The organism is Paenibacillus sp. FSL F4-0243, assembly GCF_037963295.1.
Taxonomy (GTDB): domain Bacteria; phylum Bacillota; class Bacilli; order Paenibacillales; family Paenibacillaceae; genus Paenibacillus_AQ.
Genome location: NZ_CP150151.1, coordinates 4476382 through 4494132, shown reverse-complemented (window position 1 = coordinate 4494132; position 17751 = coordinate 4476382). Strand labels below are relative to the sequence as shown.

The window sequence follows — 17751 nt, the reverse complement described above, 5'->3', positions numbered from 1 at the left end:
ATCGGCGGTTTTTGATTGCTTATTTTTGATAGCGCTTACTTTAATAATTTTTATAATTCAATCAATAATTACGTAAAAACAAAAGCGCTTTCATTTCCGCTACTATAAGGCTAGAAAAGAGTTTAGGAGGAAATGAAAAATGCAAAATACGATTCCATCACCTGTTTCCAAAGGAAAGGAAGGTCCCCTGCCAGAAAAGGCTGCCTTCATTCAAAAATGTAAGCAATTTAAGGTCGGTGTCTTTCCGCTCCCTGTGTATCTAGCTCTGGCAGTGGTCATTCTTCTTGCAAGTGTGGCCGGGAAGCTACCGAATGACATGATTGGAGGGTTCGCTGTCATTATGGTTCTGGGTATTCTGCTGAGTGATATCGGTATGAAACTTCCCTTGTTGAAAAATATAGGCGGCCCCGCAATCATGGCCCTTATGATCCCATCCCTGCTGATTTACTTGAATTTGTTCAACTCTACTGTGACAGACGCTGTCACTACATTGATGAAAGAGGCAAACTTCCTGTACTTGTACATCTCCATCCTGGTGAGTGGCAGTATGCTCGGCATGCACCGCAAAACATTGGTAGCGGGTATTACGCGGATCTTCATCCCGCTGATCGTCGGGACGATTGCAGCGGTTCTCGGCGGACTACTGGTAGGAATGCTCACAGGTTATAGCATGTATCATACTTTCTTCTTTATTATCGTACCGATCCTTGGCGGTGGAATCGGTGAAGGCATTCTTCCTCTCTCGATTGCATACTCAAGCATTCTGGGTGGACACGAAGCGGGTTATTACGTATCGCAGATGATCCCGTCGGCAATTATCGGCAACGTATTCGCCATCATTGTGGCGGGCTTCCTGAAACGTCTGGGCGAGAAAAAGCCCCATCTAAGCGGTAACGGTACATTAGTCAAATCCGGTGACGATCTACAGCATGACAATCCGGATAGCAAACCCAAAGATTTCATGATGATGGGTGCGGGACTTCTGATCGCATGCAGTTTCTTCATTGTTGGGGCATTGCTTGCAGATTATGTAGGGATACCCGGACCGATTGTCATGATTCTGATGGCCGTACTGATCAAATGTGTCAAGGCGCTTCCCGAAAGATTCGAAAATGGGGCTTACCAGTTGTATAAGTTCGTTGCTGGTAACTTGACATGGCCGCTCATGGTAGGTTTGGGCATGCTATACGTTCCTCTGAAGGATGTAGCTGCCATTATCTCTCTACCTTATGTGCTGACCTGCCTCGCCATCGTCTTCAGCATGGTGGTTTCCGGCTATTTTGTGGGAAGAAAAATCAATATGTACCCTGTCGATGCGGCAATTGTAACCGTTTGCCATAGCGGCTTGGGTGGAACCGGAGATGTAGCCATTCTCTCTGCCTCCAATCGTATGCAGCTCATGCCATTTGCCCAGATCTCCACCCGGATCGGTGGCGTCAGCACTGTTATTGTGGCAACTATTCTATTGCGGTTTTGGAGCTGATTAGGATGTCAAGCATACATCCAGAAAGCTTATAGAGAAAAATATATTGCAATTAACAGGAGGAACAGTAATGAAAATAATGGATGAAGTAATGAAGATGCATGTTGGCGGCAAGCTGGAGACCGGCTTGAAGAACCCTATTCGAAGCATGGAGGATTTATCCAAGGTATATACACCCGGAGTAGCTAAAGTGTGTCAGGCTATCGCCGCAGACCAAGATAAAGCATACGAATATACGATTAAGAAAAATTCGGTGGCTGTCGTTAGTGATGGAACAGCTGTACTCGGACTTGGCGATATCGGTCCCAAAGCAGCCATGCCGGTCATGGAAGGCAAAGCAGCGTTGTTCAAACAGTTTGCAGATGTGGACGCTTTCCCAATCTGTCTGGATACAAAAGATACCGAAGAAATTATCGCGATTGTCAAAGCAATTGCCCCTACCTTCGGAGGCATTAATCTCGAAGATATTTCTTCGCCTCGTTGCTTTGAAATTGAAGCGAGACTGAAGCAGGAGCTCGATATTCCAGTCTTCCACGACGATCAGCATGGAACGGCGATTGTGGTACTGGCTGGAATTTTGAATGCGTTAAGAGTATGCAACAAGGACATTAAGAATGTAAAGATAGTGGTGAACGGTATTGGAGCTGCCGGTATCGCCGTATCCAAGATGCTCCTGCATGCCGGTGCTGTAAATTTGATCGGTGTGGACCGCCAGGGCGCAATTAACCGTGCTGTCCATTACGATAAATCGCATTGGAGCGAGTTTGCACTAATTACAAATCCACATCTGGAGATAGGTTCCTTATCTGAAGTTATTCAGGGTGCCGATGTATTTATCGGACTATCCGCCCCTGGTGCCTTAAAGCTAGGTGATGTAAAAAGAATGGCTGCTGATCCGATTGTATTTGCCATGGCCAATCCTACTCCGGAGATTGATCCTGAAATTGCCGCGCCTTACGTCAAGGTTATGGCGACAGGGCGCTCCGATTTTCCTAACCAAATCAATAATGTTCTCTGTTTTCCCGGTATTTTTCGTGGAGCCCTTGACTGTGGCGCCACTGAAATCAATGAAGATATGAAACTGGCTGCTGCAGAGGCGATATCTTCAGTAATTGACGCCAGTGATCTTCATGAAACTTATATTATGCCGAATGCGTTTGATCCACGGGTAGTGGAACGTATCCGGGAAGCGGTTATTCGAGCGGCGCTCAAGAGTGGTGTGGCAAGAATAGGTACGTTAATGGAAAGCAATAATACATGATGTTAGGTAACTCTGCCTTATGCTTGTTTCTCCATTGGCTGGAAGAATATCCAAGCATGTCGGCGTAGGTATAACGCTTCGCGGTGGATTGCTGCTAGCGATCATTGGTTTGGCGTCTATGGGGATGATTTCTAATCTGCCGCTGCTTATTGTGATGAGCATCCTTTTTGTGGGGGGATCGCACTAGCCGTTCCTTCACTTGTTTCGCTTGTTGGGCAAGTGGGCGGCAAGATGCGCGGGATAGCTGTATCTGTATATACTTTTATATTGTTTACAGGCACAAGCTTTGGTCCGATTATCTCGCTTCAATTGATGAATCATGCAAGTTATTTAATTACATTTCTTCTATTGGAATGTATTCTGTGCATTGGGTTGATAGTAGCATGTCTTATTCATCATGAGGAAGCAGGGGAGTTAAACAGCTAGTAAATTTGTGATCAATAAACAAAAAACGATGAAATGACATCATAACGATTGTTTATTCAAGGTAACTTCATTTGAAGTTACCTTTTTACTTTGAAGTCACATGGGACCCGCAATGTGGTCTGGAGAAGCTTATGTCCTAATGAAAATAGTTGTATAAAAATTTGATATACGCGCAGAGAATTCCCGGTGAATAACGTCAAATAGAAGTAGATGTTAAAAAAGATTAAATGTGATTCATTATGTTCCTTGTTGCAGTCGAACAGTCTTAAGATTTTTGTAAGAATCGGATAAGAAAAAAGAAAGTTCCGTTATGTACAATGTATGAAATGAGAGACTATAACCGTATTAAGGATGGTGGATGAGTTGGGTTTCAAAATACGTAAAACCACAGTGCAATCCGTCTGGATGATGTGGGAAAAAGCTTTTGCGTTGCTTTCACATTTTCGCGGATCGCATAAGTCGAGTTTTGGTATATGTACCGTGATGCTAAAAAAACACCGGGGACAGCCAATTGTATGCCAGGACGCCACGGTCATCAACCAGGGGGAGTGGGTGGGAGAGCTCCACCTCGATAATGGAAGCATCCTGAAGTTGATCCAGTCCGAAGGATCGGATCGTGCTGCACTCCAAACGGCTCGCATGCTGCGTAAATCAATGCAGCAAATCAATGAAGCCTTCGAATCGCAGTCCGAGTTCAGGCAGGTCAAGGCTTTATTGGGGATTACACTGCTCCATCGGGGATTAACACACGGTCTTGGTTTTGAACAACAAAATATAAAGTCCGGTGTTTTTGAACGCATCACCACCATTTATCTTCGATTGCTGCTGTCTGCCATGCATCCGGAAGGGAGACAAAGAATCAGTCGGCGAACCGAACAACTGGTCCCGATGCTACTGATTCATTCACGGGCCTCACTGAAGAGTCGGTTCTCACCCGGACAGAACTACTCTGGATAAGTCTTAAGCTTGTTATATGGAGGTGTAATTATTCTTACATATTTAATAGGAGGGATACTATGTACCGCCACTCTTTACATGTTTATTCCGAGTTTGATTACGCGAGTGAGCGGCTTTGGTGTCTTTCGCAAAGGAACGGTAAAAAAACAGGTGGCATTCACTTTTGACGATGGGCCACATCCGAAATATACGCCGATATTGCTGGATTTATTGAAGTTGCATGAAGTGAAGGCTACTTTTTTCGTGCTAGGATCTAGAGCGGAGCAGTATCCAGACCTGATCAGAAGAATGGATCGGGAAGGCCATCAGATTGGCATCCATAATTATTGTCATACCTCTAACTGGCTGATGCTGCCCCGTACGATTAGGCGAGAACATCTGGACCGCTCTGCTGATATTATAGAGTCTATAGTCGGAACCCGACCCAATCATTACCGTCCACCCTGGGGATTAATCAATCTATTTGATTTCTTTCGATACAAACAGTATCGAATTGTTCTATGGTCGCTGAAGGCAGGCGACTGGAACACCCGGGTCTGTCAAACCCGGATGCAGGCCACTCTGTTAGGTGGAATCACCGATGGCTCCGTTGTCCTACTTCACGACAGTGGTGAGACTGTGGGCGCGGACCGGCATGCTCCTTATTTTATGCTGCAAGCTTTAGAGGAAGTGCTAAACCAACTGCAGGCAAGAAACCTGCAATTTGTTCGTCTTGACGAAATGTCTTGATGTATTCCAGTGTTTTTGCTGTTAAGACTTAAATTGTTTGCGGAAGCAGAGCGGCGAGATGCCCATCAATAATTTGAAGGTTCGTCCAAAATGGGAGGTGTTATCAAACCCAACCATTCCCGCAATTTCAGTAACATTAAAAGAAGAGCCAACCAGCAAATCACGCGCTTCTTTAATGCGGATGTTATTGATATATTCAATGAAGCTGAACCCGGTGGCTTCTTTAAAAGTTCGGCATAAGTAGGAAGAGCTTATGTCGAATTTCTGTGAAATCTCACAGAGCTTAAGCGGTTCCATATAATGTTGATTTACATAATTAACGATGTCCAGGACTTTCTTGTGTGTACGATTGGATTCCACCATTGGAGCAACACGGCTGTCGAATAGTTTACGATTAAGATAGAGGAGCAACTCCACCAATAATAGTTGTTGGTACTGTTCATATCCGCGGGCTTGCTTCTTCCCCTCCTGAATCATCTTCTGAAAAAGCTGTTCGATGAAATACTGATCTATACCGGTCATCTTCAAAGCGCGGTAATCACTTTTGAACAATTCGAACAGTTCCTCACTTTGACCACCGATACAAAAATGCTGCAGGAATTCTTTTTTAAACAGTAGTGTAACCCGTTCATACATATTGCAGCCGGAATTAACCAGTTTGTGCATTTCGTGAATATCCATAAATAGCAACGTACCGCCCGCAACCTGGTAGGTTCTGTCCCCTATAAAATAATAAAAATCCCCGGATATTAAATACAGAATCTCATATGCATCATGATAGTGTCTTGAAGGCATGCTGGTGTATACCTGTTTCTTGCGGCTGATCTCAAAAAGAGTAGACTCATAAAATACCGGTTTCATTCAGCACCTCCTAAGAGGATTGTAGACTTAATCTAGGGGTTATAGCAATATATGTATAAAAATTAATAATTACAAGAAAATACGTGCTGTTTGGACAAACTTTTTGAGATAAGCTTAAATTGAATTACCAAGTGTTGGAAAAAGGGGGGCTGTCATGCTCAGCTAGGTTGGGGATAAGGTTCGCTGCCATTAAAAGTTAAAGCGCTTAAACTATTTAATCAAAGGAGAGATTGCGGTGCTTAATTCAACGAATAGTAAGGTTTCCAAGAAGATGAAATTTTCATTGTTGATCCTGCTCAGTTTTTCAATGATTTTTTCTTATGGCTATCTGTCCAGTGCATCTCAACAGAAAAGTTATGCGGCAGGGAACCCTGATTCTAATTTCTCACCGGCAACACTTCAATTCTTGCGCGACAACACAGGTCTGGATGGTGAGCAGTGGAACAATATTATGATGCTTGTCAACAAACCGGAGCAGGACGATCTGAACTGGATCAATTTTTACGGATATTGTGAAGATATTGATGATGACCGCGGGTATACGATTGGAATATTCGGTGCGACTACAGGTGGCTCAAATGATACCGGTCCCGACGGTCCGGATCTGTTCAAGGCATATGATGCTGCCAAAGGCGCGAGTAATCCTTCGGTTAAAGGCGCATTGGCCCGGATAGGTGTCAAGGGTGCGATGAAAGGGAAGATCCTCGAAATCAATGAAAGCGAAGAGAGCTTCTGCAGAAAAATTGGCAATTTGCAAAATGATCCCGAGTGGAGAGAGGCTATGTGGAAAACGTTCTACAATATCTACATTAAATACAGTGTGGAGCAGGCCCGAAATCGCGGCTTTAACTCGGCATTAACTATTGGTTCCTTCGTGGATGCTGCGCTGAACCATGGAGCAACCGGCGGCTCCGAGACTCTTCAAGGACTTTTGGGTAAATCAGGAAGCAGCACCGATGAGAAGACTTTCATGACCAAATTCTATAAAGAACGGACCAAGATTGTGGATACTAATGAGTACAACTCTCCGCCTAACGGCAAGAACCGTGTGAAGCAGTGGAGCAATTTGCTCAACATGGGAGAGACAGACCTGAAGGGTGCAGATTCGGCAGTCCTTCAAGTCACCGACTGGGAACTCCAATAACAGGAATGTGAGAGTAGACAAAACCGCCGTTCTTCTTGGAGACGGCGGTTCGATGATAAGTGAGATTAATGAAGAGGGAGATGGGTCGAATGGATAACCACCAATCTTATCTCAAAAACAGATTTCCCAAGGTAATCAGTCTAATGGTTATAGGTTTGCTGCTTGCCATGGAGTTGACCGGTTTTGTTTCAGCAGGAAGGGAGGGAAATGAGGAAGATCTTGCAAGCGAAGTAACTGCAGCTCAGGAAACGATTGCCCAGTGGATTTTTAAAGACAAAGGCGAGAACGGAGTATTTCCGGCTACAGGCGGAGTATATCAAACGGCTTCATCCATTCGTGATATAGGAACAAATACGGATGCATACACCTATGAGCCCAGTGAGAACAGCGTACGCAACCAAGGCTGGCATGAAGGAACGGGCACTAAATACTGGCTTGCTACGCTTTCTACCCAAGGCTTCGAAGGTATCCTCCTCTCTTCACAGCAAACTTCTTCAAGTACAGGACCTAGGGATTTTAAGGTGCAATACAGTATAGATCAGCAGGAATGGACAGATGTTGCGGGCGGCAACCTTGTTCTAGCCCAGAACAATTTTAATTGTTCCAATAATTCCTGCAAATTAACGAACCTCGTTTTGCCTGCGGGAACAAACAATCAAGATGTACTCTATATCCGTTGGGTGGTTAACTCTACGAAAAGCGTAAGTGGGGGAACGGTATCCAGCTCAGGCTCAAGCAGAATCAAAGATGTGGTAATTAAAGGAACACGCAGCAGCGGCGAACCAGGAGACACTCCCACACTTGAGGTAAGCAAAACTCCCGCTTCAGGGGCTGCAGATGTTTCCCTTAATGCAGAGATCACTGTGAAGTTTAATAAAGTCATCAGTCTCGATAGTGGCTATCAAGTTGTAATCACAGAAAACAATGTTCCTCTTAACAACATCTCTACTTCGCTCCTCGGTCAAGACTCGGTTAAAGTCAGCCACCCTAATTTTATTGCCGGTAAAACTTATAAAGTGACCATCCCAAAAGAGCTTGTTAAGGGGACTACGGATGGCCGGACACCGGAAAACGATATTACCTGGAGCTTTAAGACGAAGTCTCCGGATATCGGCAACAAAACACCAACTCTGCTGAACATGACTTTTAATGGGGACCCAAAGACAAGTATCGCCTTTGACTGGTATACAGCCGAAACTGTCAGAGGTACAGTAGTGCAAGTGGTGGAGGCCTCCAATGCGGGAGGAAGCGAGTTCCCGGAACAACTGGCAACCTCTTATGAGGGCAGCTCAACAGTTATTGAAACCTTAATGATATCAGGAGACAGAAGTTCCAAGAAGTATAAAAAGTTCGCCAGCCATAAGCTTATTGCAAGCGGTCTTATGCCTGGAACTAAGTATATCTACCGGGCCGGTAACGGTGATGCAGACGGCTGGAGCGAGGCGGGTTCTTTTACCACGGACAAGGCGGATAATCAGGATTTCCATTTCCTCTATGTAACCGACACCCAAGGCTCAAGTAAATCGAATTTCGATCTGTGGCAGGATACTTTTAAGCGAGCTATTGAGAAAACGGTAGATCCCAAGTTTGTTCTTCTTACAGGGGATCTAACGGATGATGGTGATCTGGAGCAGCTGTGGCAGTGGTTCTTGGGTGTGCCGAAAAAAGAATTTGCCAATGTGCCATTTGCACCGATTATCGGCAACCATGAGATAGAGGATTATCCGAATAATAACTTCTATAACCATTTTAATCTTCCAAAAGATGTCGGGACGGGTGCTCATGACGGGTCGGTATATGCTTTCGAATACGGCGATGCACTGTTTATGCAGATCAATTCCCAGTACGAAGGAGAGGTCAAGCCGTACAAAGCAGATATTCAGTTCACGAAGCAATTGGAATGGATGCGGAATCAGGTGGCAAAGACCGATAAGAAGTGGAAATTCGTCTCTATGCATAAGGGAGCTTATTCCTCAGGGGATAATGCTTCGGCAGAAAGCGACCGGGTAGAATTTTACCGCAAATATCTGATTCCTGTATTTGATGAGCTGGGTGTGGATATGGTGTTTGAGGGACATGACCATATGTATATGAGGTCTTTTCAAATGCTGAACAACGTTCCGATTAAGAATGTCATTACCGATGAGCAAGGAAATGTGCTGAATCCCAAAGGGACTGTGTATCTAATGGGCAACTCGGCCGCTTCGAAATTCTATGCTATTAATCCAGACGCAGACACTTTTTTTGCAGCAAAAAACGATCAGCCCAACAAGAAAATGTTCGTGGATGTTTCCATTACAAACGATGTGCTGAAATTTACATCCTACACAGCAGTTAAAGATAAACCCCTTGCCGTCTATGATGCTTACAGTATCAAGCGGACTGACGTCAAACCCGGCATCGTCGAAAATCCAAGCGCAGTAAGACAATCAGGGAACCGTGCAGTTCTTTCGTGGAAAGCACCAACAAATAGCCCTGAGCCGGTGCGAGGTTACCGGATTTATGAGAAAAATGATAAAGTCAGCACAAATTGGAGCGTGTATGTGCCGACGGTAAGCGGTCAGACGAGTTACAGCTATACATTAAACGGCATAGATTCTGCTAAAGCCTACAATTTCGTGATTAAAGCAGTGGGGACAAGAAATAATTCGCTTCCAGCAGAGGTAGGAATGCAATGAATCCTCGAAAAACAAAATTACTAACCGAATGTACCCTGGTTAAAAGACACTAGCTCACGCTAGTGTCTTTTTCCTTCCAAGGGCAAAGACCTATAAATATTGCACCTTATGTATATTTTATCTGTGTTTCGGAATTTTAATCCCCTTTATAATAAGGTTTGTAACAGGGTTGGTAGGCCGGCCGAGCTTTACAAAACGAAAAAGAAGAGGAAGCTACAATGTCAAATGAAGCAGGGAAAAAAATAAAGCTTTCACGAATCGGAAATTCGCTAAGGCAACAGAAATATCTTCAACTTATGGTGCTACCTGGTCTTATATGGCTAATTGTTTTTTGCTATATCCCTATGGTCGGACTTTTTGCAGCATTTTTTGATTATAATCCTTTTCTGGGAATTCTAAAGAGTCCATTTGTAGGCTTCGCGCACTTTAAAGAACTGTTTCACGATGAGTTGTTCTGGAATTCGGTAAGAAACATGTTCGGGTTAAGTTTAACGAAGACGGTTTTTGCCATCATCATGCCGATTTTGTTTGCCTTAATGCTTAACGAAATCAAGAATATGACCCTGAAAAAAATCGTTCAGACGGCGAGTTATCTTCCGCACTTTATCTCGTGGGTAGTTGTTGCAGGACTGTTTATTATGTGGCTCAACACCGATGGCATTGTCAATCATGTACTGATGTCGCTTGGTTTCACCAATGAGCCCCAAGCTCATCTGAATTCTCCCGGAGGCTTCTGGATCTGGATGGCAATTATTGACACCTGGAAAGAGACCGGGTGGTGGGCGATTATATATCTCGCTGCCATTGCTGCGATTCCTGTAGAACAATATGAATCTGCTGTGGTGGATGGAGCAAGTCGCATCAGAAGAATGATTAGCATCACTATTCCGTCCATTAAATCCACAATTATGATGGTAGTTATCCTTAGTATTGGAAGCATGATTTACGGAGGACTCTCCGGATCAAATCTGCAGCAATCTCTACTCTTTGGGAATTCGCTCAATTATGACAATTCCATGATTTTGGAAACCTATATCGTAAATATGGGGCTTTCCCAAGGTCGCTTCTCTTATGCTATTGCTGCAGGGTTAATCTTATCATTGTTATCGTTTGTGCTGTTCAGTGGAGCAAATGCAGTCAGCCGTAATTTAACAAACACCAGTTTATATTAACAAGCAAATTCCCGTATAAAGTGAACCGTCAGGAGCGAAGGAAATGAAGGGAAATACAGAAGACAAAGTCATCAACATAGTTCTGTTTATTCTTATGTCGATTGTCACCCTGGTAACGTTGTATCCATTGTACTACTCATTCATCATATCCTTGAATGATGCCAATGACATCGCCGAAAAAGGCTTCATCTATTTATCTCCAAGAAAATTCACACTTGAGAATTTCAAGATTGTTTTTACAGAGAGCAAGTTAGCTCATTCATTCCTAATTACAGGGGCGAGAACGATTTTGGGTACAATTGCAAGCGTATTGTTTACTGCTTGCGTGTCTTACCCCTTATCTAAAAAAAACTTGGCCCTTAGAAGCTTCTATATCCGGACGGGTGTAATCACCATGTATTTTTTTGGTGGAATCATTCCAACCTATCTGCTGCTCAACTCACTTGGATTAATTGATACCTTCTTGGTGTATATCATACCTTCCCTGTATTCATTTTTTAATGCCATTTTGTTTATTAACTTTTTTTCCTCCATTCCCGATGCGTTAGAGGAATCAGCCAAGATAGACGGTGCAAATGATTGGCGTGTTTTCTGGAAAATATTCCTTCCGTTGTCTGCGCCGATTCTGGCCACCGTGTCGTTGTTCTATGGAGTACAGCAATGGAATTCATGGTTTGATGCAGCCTACTACACCAATTCACCAGACCTGGCCACCCTGCAACTGGTTCTTTATCAGATCATCAGTCAATCGGAAGGAGCCGCGATTGCTGCAAATTATCTCGGAGCCGGTAAGCAGAATATTAACATTATTGATTCCATGAAGTATGCAACTATGGTTGTGTCCGTCGTTCCGGTAGCTCTCGCGTATCCATTCCTGCAGAAATATTTTGTCCAGGGCATGATGGTGGGCTCTGTAAAAGGATAATGCTCGATATCTAGGTCACTTGCCTTGATATACACACAAAAAAAGGGGGAAAGAAGATGAGTAAGGGAAAAAGGATTGTGTCAATCTTTATGGCAGTAATGATGGCTGTTGTTTTTAGCGGGTGTCAATCGAATAAGGATGCGGAGAGTTCAAGTCAGCCAGCAACGGGTACAGAAGCAACTGCGGGTTCGGAAGAATTGACGCAGGAACCTCTAGTTATCAAGCATTTCTATAATTATGACTGGTTCAATGTCGATTGGACAAGTTCGCCCTCCGGTCAGGAAATTCAAAAGCAGGCCAATGTAAAGATTGAATTAAGCAAAGCAACTTCTGGTGATAATACCAAGCTAAATATGATGGTTGCTTCCGGTGACATTCCTGATTTGATTACAACCAACAAGGATGATCCCGCCATCGATTTAATGATCAAGAATGGCATGGTTTTGCCGATTTCTGATTTTATTGATCAATATGCGCCTGAGATTAGGGAGCAGAGTGAACCAGAGGTCTTTAAATACTACAACTATAAGGATGGAAAGCAATATTTCTTCCCGTCGTTTCTCGTTACCCCATATGACCTTCAACAATCAGATTATAATACGGTTAGCGGAGGTGATGGAGTAAGCGCTATCAGAAGTGATGTTTATGAGGCAATCGGAAAACCAGATATGTCAACGCCTGACGGATTCTTTAATGCAGTGAAAGCAGCAAAGGAAAAGTTTCCTAAGCTTACCGGCTGGTATTTCGGGGCTTTCAACAAAGATCTGACCTTCTTTAAAGCAGGTGAATTTCAAGGTTATATGTTCCCTGCTACCCAATTCGGCATCCATGTATATGATGTAAACGCGGATGGAAAGCTCACATCGGGTGTGCGTAATCCGAAATTCACTGAATTCGTAAAGTTCATGAATAAAATGTACACGAATGGATTAATGTCCTCTGAATCATTCGTAGATGCGCAGGATATTAAAGAAGCTAAGAAACAAAAAGGGGATACGATCGTATTCTCCGGGATCGTGAATGATTTTAACGAAACGATCAAAACTCAGGATAATCCGGAAGTGGGCTGGGAGCCTCTACCGTATTTCCCGGATGGTAAGTATTTCAAAGATGGCTCTGGTTGGACAGCTACGCTGATCTCCAAGAAAGTCGCTGACCCTGAACGGCTGGCTAAATTCATCTCTTTTATGACTTCTCAAACAGGTAGAGAGCTTGATGCTTATGGGGTAAAGGGCGTTCATTGGGAGATGAAGGAGATCGATGGGAAGCAAGTACCAAGACGGACTCCGGAATTCCAGACCTTATACGAAACCGACGGAAGCAAATATCAGAAGGAAACAGGGGTATCCACCTACTTTGCTTTCTCGGATGACTATATCCATGGCAGAATGGCTGCACTTACCGATTCCGAGAAGACAGATTACAGAAAGAACTTGGAGAGCATTGTCAAGCCGCACAAAGAAGCGGATATCGCATTGGGACTTATTCATCCATTGTCCACTTCTGAAGAAGGGATTATCCAAAATAAGCTCAATGAGCTCTCCAAAGCGTACTACCCTAAAATGGTTATGGCCAAGAACGAGGGTGCCGCTTTAGATACCTATAATGAGTTTGTGAAGAAGGCGGAAGACACCGGTTTGGCAAAACTGGAGGCTGCTTGGACCGCTAAGTATGCGGAGTTTAAATAAGTCAGCTTAGCAATAAAATAATGTTAATCAAAGAAGTGGATGAGTGTGACGAGAATCAGGCTCATCCTTCTTCTTTTCGCAAGGAAAACTCTTAAATCCACTACAAATCCGCGTTATACGTTTATTCGGGGGATACAATGAAGGAAACCATTAAAATCTGCAAAAAAGGGTATGACATTGTCATCGAGAAAGGTTCTGGCTGCATCAGGGAATTGTATGACAATAAAGATGCTAACCGGGTGAACCTTGTTGACCGCAACAGGCGATTCGGGAGCTTGGCCGCAACCTTTAAAGACAAGAAATCATACCATACAGAAATAAGCCATGTCGCAGAGTCCAAGAAACACATCGTTATAGATGACCAACTCATCACCCATTCTTTTTCTTATCTGAGAGGTTCCTGTGCCGTTTTTACCAATATCGAATATAACTCCACCTTAAAATACGAATTTATGGACGAGTTTTTTATCCTTTCCATTGAAGCTGCAGACACGAATATCAGCCAATTCGGCATGAACCTTGACTTCAATTTTTTAGGGAAGTTAGGCACAGGATATGAGGATCAGGTGATCCCGACATCCCCCTATACCTCAGCAGACGGCAAAGCCTCCTATTATCTAATGACAAGGCCTAACGGCAGATGGGTTCTGGTTACCTCACCTCAACCCCTGGCTGGGTGGCGACTGGAGTATTCTCCCAATAATTTTGGACATTTTATTCTCGGATTGAAGATGTTTGAGAGCTTTGATGATGTTTTTGTTTCAGATTCAGGCACGAAACAAAAACATACGATAGCCCTTAGGATCGACTTTCCCGACACGTACAGGGAGGCCATGTCGCTTGCGAGCTCCGCCTTGGGATCCCCTGTTCCCTATTTTCCGGTTGCAGGGGGAACATTGGGGACAGAGCTTCCCATGACTATTGAAGGAGTATATAACAAAATTATCCTTCATTCACCATCAGGTAACAGCACGGATATTACAGAGCATGTAGTAGAAGATAGCGGAGTATATCAGGTTTCAATTAGGCTTTGTGAAGAGGGATTCTACAGGGTTGAAGCATTTGGAAATTCCCTGAACAGCCTGGACTGTGTATTATTCAGCTTCAGCGGTTGGAACGAGCTGTTCCGCAAGGCGAGCAGTACTATCGAACAACCCTATCACTGTGATGAGAATCTTGCTGAGGGAGGGGTGTGGTGCTGGGCTCTGTGTGAACATATCAAGCGGTTTGGGGTGGACCCGCAATTGGCGGACAGGGTTTTAGAACATATTGATCATAAAATATTGAATCTGTCCGGAGTCTCCCCTACGCCAGGATGCTCCATCGTACCTTATCCGCACAGGTTTGAGGGTCGGGAATATGGGCCTTACCATATCTTCGAGTCAACCCGAATACAAGAGCAGTTTTTTGGGGTGTCTATTCTTCTATCTGCTTATCAAGCATTTGGCAATTCAAGCTATCTGGAGTATGCGATTGATACCTTGCTGAACCTGCTCCATGAGCATATTGCCGAGAATGGGGCCATCCTGTGTTATGAGAAAGGAAGAGAGATCGATTATACCACCGTATGCGCCCCTGTAATTGCAGTGGTGGATATGGCGAAGGTGCTTGGGGAGAGGAGAGATCCCAGAGAGGCTGTCTTTCAAGCAGCAGCCGTGAAAATTGCGGATTATCTGCTGCAACGGGGATTTCATTTCCCTACGGAGGGGGATCAGGAATACTCACAGTCGGAGATGGAGGACGGCTCGATCTCCTGCACGGCATTATCCGTTCTGTATGTTTGCTTTCACATTGAATTCAAGCATGAATACATTCGATTTGCCGAAAGTATTCTACGGCTTCATGATGCCTGGAAGATGTACACGCCTGATGCCCGGATGTACCAGTCATCCTTCAGATGGTGGGAGACCATCTGGGAAGGCGATCAGGACGGCCCGTGCATCAATGCAGGACATGCCTGGACGATCTGGCGGGGAGAAGCCGATTTCTATTACTCACTCCTCACAGGGGATATGAACAGGCTCCTCTCTTCCTACAATGCTTATCTAACCAATCTCAGCAAGATTCAACAGGATGGCACTGTATATGCCTGTTATATTCCGGATTATATTCCTTATAGCACGGAACCTGGGGTGCTGGTCCACCGATACCCGCTGAAGCCAGACCATTCTCTCTCCAGGTATGTGTGGCCGCGGGCAGTGGACACCTGGTTTAAATCGAGCGGCATTCACAGCCAGAAGGGTAAGCCGATTGCTTTGAATGGTGAAGTTACGTTTCATGAAAATTGCCTGGTTTTTATGAGCACGGCTCCCGAGTTTAGTTATTTTTTTGTTGGTGATATAAGGGGAAGAATCAGGCTTGCTACAGAGAAAAGAATCACAATCATATCTCAAACAGAGTATTTGTCAGTATACCAGGGTCGTATTGAGGCTGCTCAGGGAATCCGTTGCGAGATTACACCGGAGAACAAATGGATTGAAATTGAATTAGGGTAATCTCCCATGCAAGAGGGCAGTAAAGCTCAAAAAATGTTCATTTTTTGTCGATTTCAGTAAGTATTGATATAATAAATACGGTCGCGGCAGTGGATATTGAGGGACAGAGAGGGACGAGTTATGTTAAGAATGCTTCGGGGACCCGTAAACACCAGCTATACTTGGAAGATCATGATTTCCTTTGTGCTTGTCCTTCTCATACCCGTAACCTTGTCGGCTGTTTTTATCTACATTCGGTCTGTCCAATATGTGGAGGATCAGTCTAAGACCGCCCTCAAGGAAGCCTTGGCAAAAGAAAAAGAGAATGTGCATCAAATTTTTAACGATTACCGAAAACTCGGGAGCCAAATTGCGCAATACCCTTTGCTGATTTCATATTTTGATGATTTATATATGTCCGATACCAACAAGATTGATTTTTCCTATCATTACCTCAATTCTTTTATGGATTGGGTCCGCAGCCTGGAGACTACGGAGTATCACTTCCGGTTCTTTACTGCGAATGACAACACCTTTCAGAATGAATGGATTTACCATTCTAAGCCTTATGGTAACGAAGCATGGTTTGAAGAAGCGATCCAGGCGACTTACAGCGCTCCATACTGGGAGAATCTCCACAAAGCCCGTATTTTGGATTATGACAAAGTCAAAAACCCAGCGATTCGCGATCAGGAAATCTCCTTGTTCGTGCCTATGTTATCCTATACAACCAACGATAGAAACACGCTGCTGGAAATTTTTATTGCACCTGACGCTATTTTTGGTGGTCTCGGCAAGATGGAGGAGTTCAAACAGGGAGCCGTGTTCGTATATGATAGCGTAGGTCAACTGGTCTATGAATCCAATCATCACCCGGCAGGTGTTCTCTCACAGCTATCCTCCCAATTAAACAAGGCTGAACAAAGTACATCCAATTTCGTTACGAAGGTGGGAAGCCAGTCCTTTCTGACGGAAATCCAGACTTTAGAGAATCCTAACTACAGAATTATTGGAATGTTTCCTCAGAATCTAGTTATCCAAGAAACCACGAAAGCGCGAAACACCTTCGTAGTTTGTCTCGTAGCCGCACTTATCTTGATGATTCTCATCTCCTATGTTTTTTCCAGAAAACTGATGAAGAAAATAAAAAGGCTCGTAAAGGTCATGAGGAGCGTCCAGAAGGGCAACCTGAATACCCAAGTGGTAATTGAAGGGAATGATGAAATTGACGAGCTCGGCAAGGATTTTAATAGAATGCTTAACAGGATAAATGAACTGATCGAGACGGTATACAAAACGGAAATTCTTCAGAAGGATGCGCTGTTGAAAGCGCTTGAGAACCAGGTGAATCCCCACTTTCTGTATAATACGCTGGAGACCATCAAGATGATGGCCGAGATCAACAGGGAAAGGGAAATCTCCGATGCGTTAACCTCATTGGGCGCTATGGTCCGCTACAATTTGACAAAAGACAACAGGCTGGTCCTGATAACGGAAGAAATCGAACAAATCAGGAGCTATTGCAGTTTGCAGAATTTGATGATGAACGGCCGATTGGAGCTGGTATGCTCGATTGCAGAGCAGATATATTCGTTAAAGATGCTGAAGCTGATCCTTCAGCCGATCGTAGAGAATGCAATCCTCCACGGGTTTCGCAACTTTGATGGTCAATGTGTCATCAAAATTTCGGCCGAGGTATACCAAAATAATATCCGATTCACAATTTGCGATAATGGGAACGGCATTGAGCCCGGGAAGCTCAGAGCCTTGAGAGAACGGTTGGAAAACAACCATAAAAACAGGTTATCCCCAGGTGAGAACGGAATCGGTCTGTCCAATGTCAATGACCGGCTTAAGCTGGCGTATGGAAGCTGCTATGGTATAGAGATTGAAAGTGAAATGAGGGAAGGAACCCGAATTTATATCAGCATTCCGGTTATTGATTAACCAAGG

Annotated in this window: 12 protein-coding genes and 1 pseudogene; 12 read left to right on the top strand and 1 reads right to left on the bottom strand. The window is 44.1% G+C overall.

Going from position 1 to position 17751, the window contains the following annotated elements; translation table 11 throughout:
- Positions 1-139: 139 nt before the first annotated feature.
- The 5 genes and pseudogenes from NSS87_RS20040 to NSS87_RS20020 all read left to right on the top strand — a co-directional run bounded on the left by NSS87_RS20040 (position 140) and on the right by NSS87_RS20020 (position 4856).
- Positions 140-1483: a 2-hydroxycarboxylate transporter family protein gene (locus NSS87_RS20040; protein WP_339242283.1), complete on the top strand. Its 1344-nt coding sequence runs from the start codon at positions 140-142 to the stop codon at positions 1481-1483.
- Positions 1484-1553: 70 nt separating this feature from the next.
- On the top strand, positions 1554-2744 hold the full coding sequence (locus tag NSS87_RS20035) for an NADP-dependent malic enzyme (protein ID WP_042189661.1): 1191 nt from the start codon (positions 1554-1556) through the stop codon (positions 2742-2744).
- 19 nt (positions 2745-2763) lie between these two features.
- Positions 2764-3170: pseudogene (locus tag NSS87_RS20030) on the top strand (MFS transporter); the annotation flags it as partial.
- Positions 3171-3575: 405 nt separating this feature from the next.
- The gene (locus tag NSS87_RS20025; protein WP_052404503.1) at positions 3576-4127 is read left to right on the top strand and encodes a hypothetical protein; all 552 of its coding nucleotides are present in this window, start codon (positions 3576-3578) and stop codon (positions 4125-4127) included.
- Between the two features lie 27 nt (positions 4128-4154).
- Positions 4155-4856, top strand: a complete 702-nt coding sequence (locus NSS87_RS20020) for a polysaccharide deacetylase family protein (RefSeq protein WP_339248623.1) — start codon at positions 4155-4157, stop codon at positions 4854-4856.
- A 21-nt stretch (positions 4857-4877) separates the two neighbouring features.
- Here NSS87_RS20020 and NSS87_RS20015 read toward each other — a convergent pair whose 3' ends face one another.
- On the bottom strand, positions 4878-5717 hold the full coding sequence (locus NSS87_RS20015) for an AraC family transcriptional regulator (protein ID WP_339242279.1): 840 nt from the start codon (positions 5715-5717) through the stop codon (positions 4878-4880).
- Positions 5718-5952: 235 nt separating this feature from the next.
- Between NSS87_RS20015 and NSS87_RS20010 the strand changes: the two genes are divergently transcribed.
- From NSS87_RS20010 to NSS87_RS19980, 7 genes are all read left to right on the top strand, one after another.
- Entirely contained in the window at positions 5953-6861 is a 909-nt protein-coding gene (locus NSS87_RS20010) for a chitosanase (RefSeq protein WP_231573302.1), read from the top strand.
- Between the two features lie 89 nt (positions 6862-6950).
- Complete coding sequence (locus tag NSS87_RS20005) at positions 6951-9539, top strand: metallophosphoesterase (protein WP_339242276.1); 2589 nt, start codon at positions 6951-6953, stop codon at positions 9537-9539.
- A gap of 218 nt (positions 9540-9757) precedes the next feature.
- Positions 9758-10711: an ABC transporter permease subunit gene (locus NSS87_RS20000; RefSeq protein ID WP_042189653.1), complete on the top strand. Its 954-nt coding sequence runs from the start codon at positions 9758-9760 to the stop codon at positions 10709-10711.
- A 43-nt stretch (positions 10712-10754) separates the two neighbouring features.
- A complete protein-coding gene (locus tag NSS87_RS19995) occupies positions 10755-11636 on the top strand; it encodes a carbohydrate ABC transporter permease (protein WP_042189651.1) in 882 nt (293 codons plus the stop codon).
- 56 nt (positions 11637-11692) lie between these two features.
- A complete protein-coding gene (locus tag NSS87_RS19990) occupies positions 11693-13324 on the top strand; it encodes an extracellular solute-binding protein (RefSeq protein WP_042189649.1) in 1632 nt (543 codons plus the stop codon).
- Positions 13325-13461: 137 nt separating this feature from the next.
- A complete protein-coding gene (locus NSS87_RS19985; protein ID WP_339242274.1) occupies positions 13462-15819 on the top strand; it encodes a hypothetical protein in 2358 nt (785 codons plus the stop codon).
- A gap of 120 nt (positions 15820-15939) precedes the next feature.
- Positions 15940-17745, top strand: a complete 1806-nt coding sequence (locus tag NSS87_RS19980) for a sensor histidine kinase (protein WP_042189645.1) — start codon at positions 15940-15942, stop codon at positions 17743-17745.
- Positions 17746-17751 lie beyond the last annotated feature (6 nt).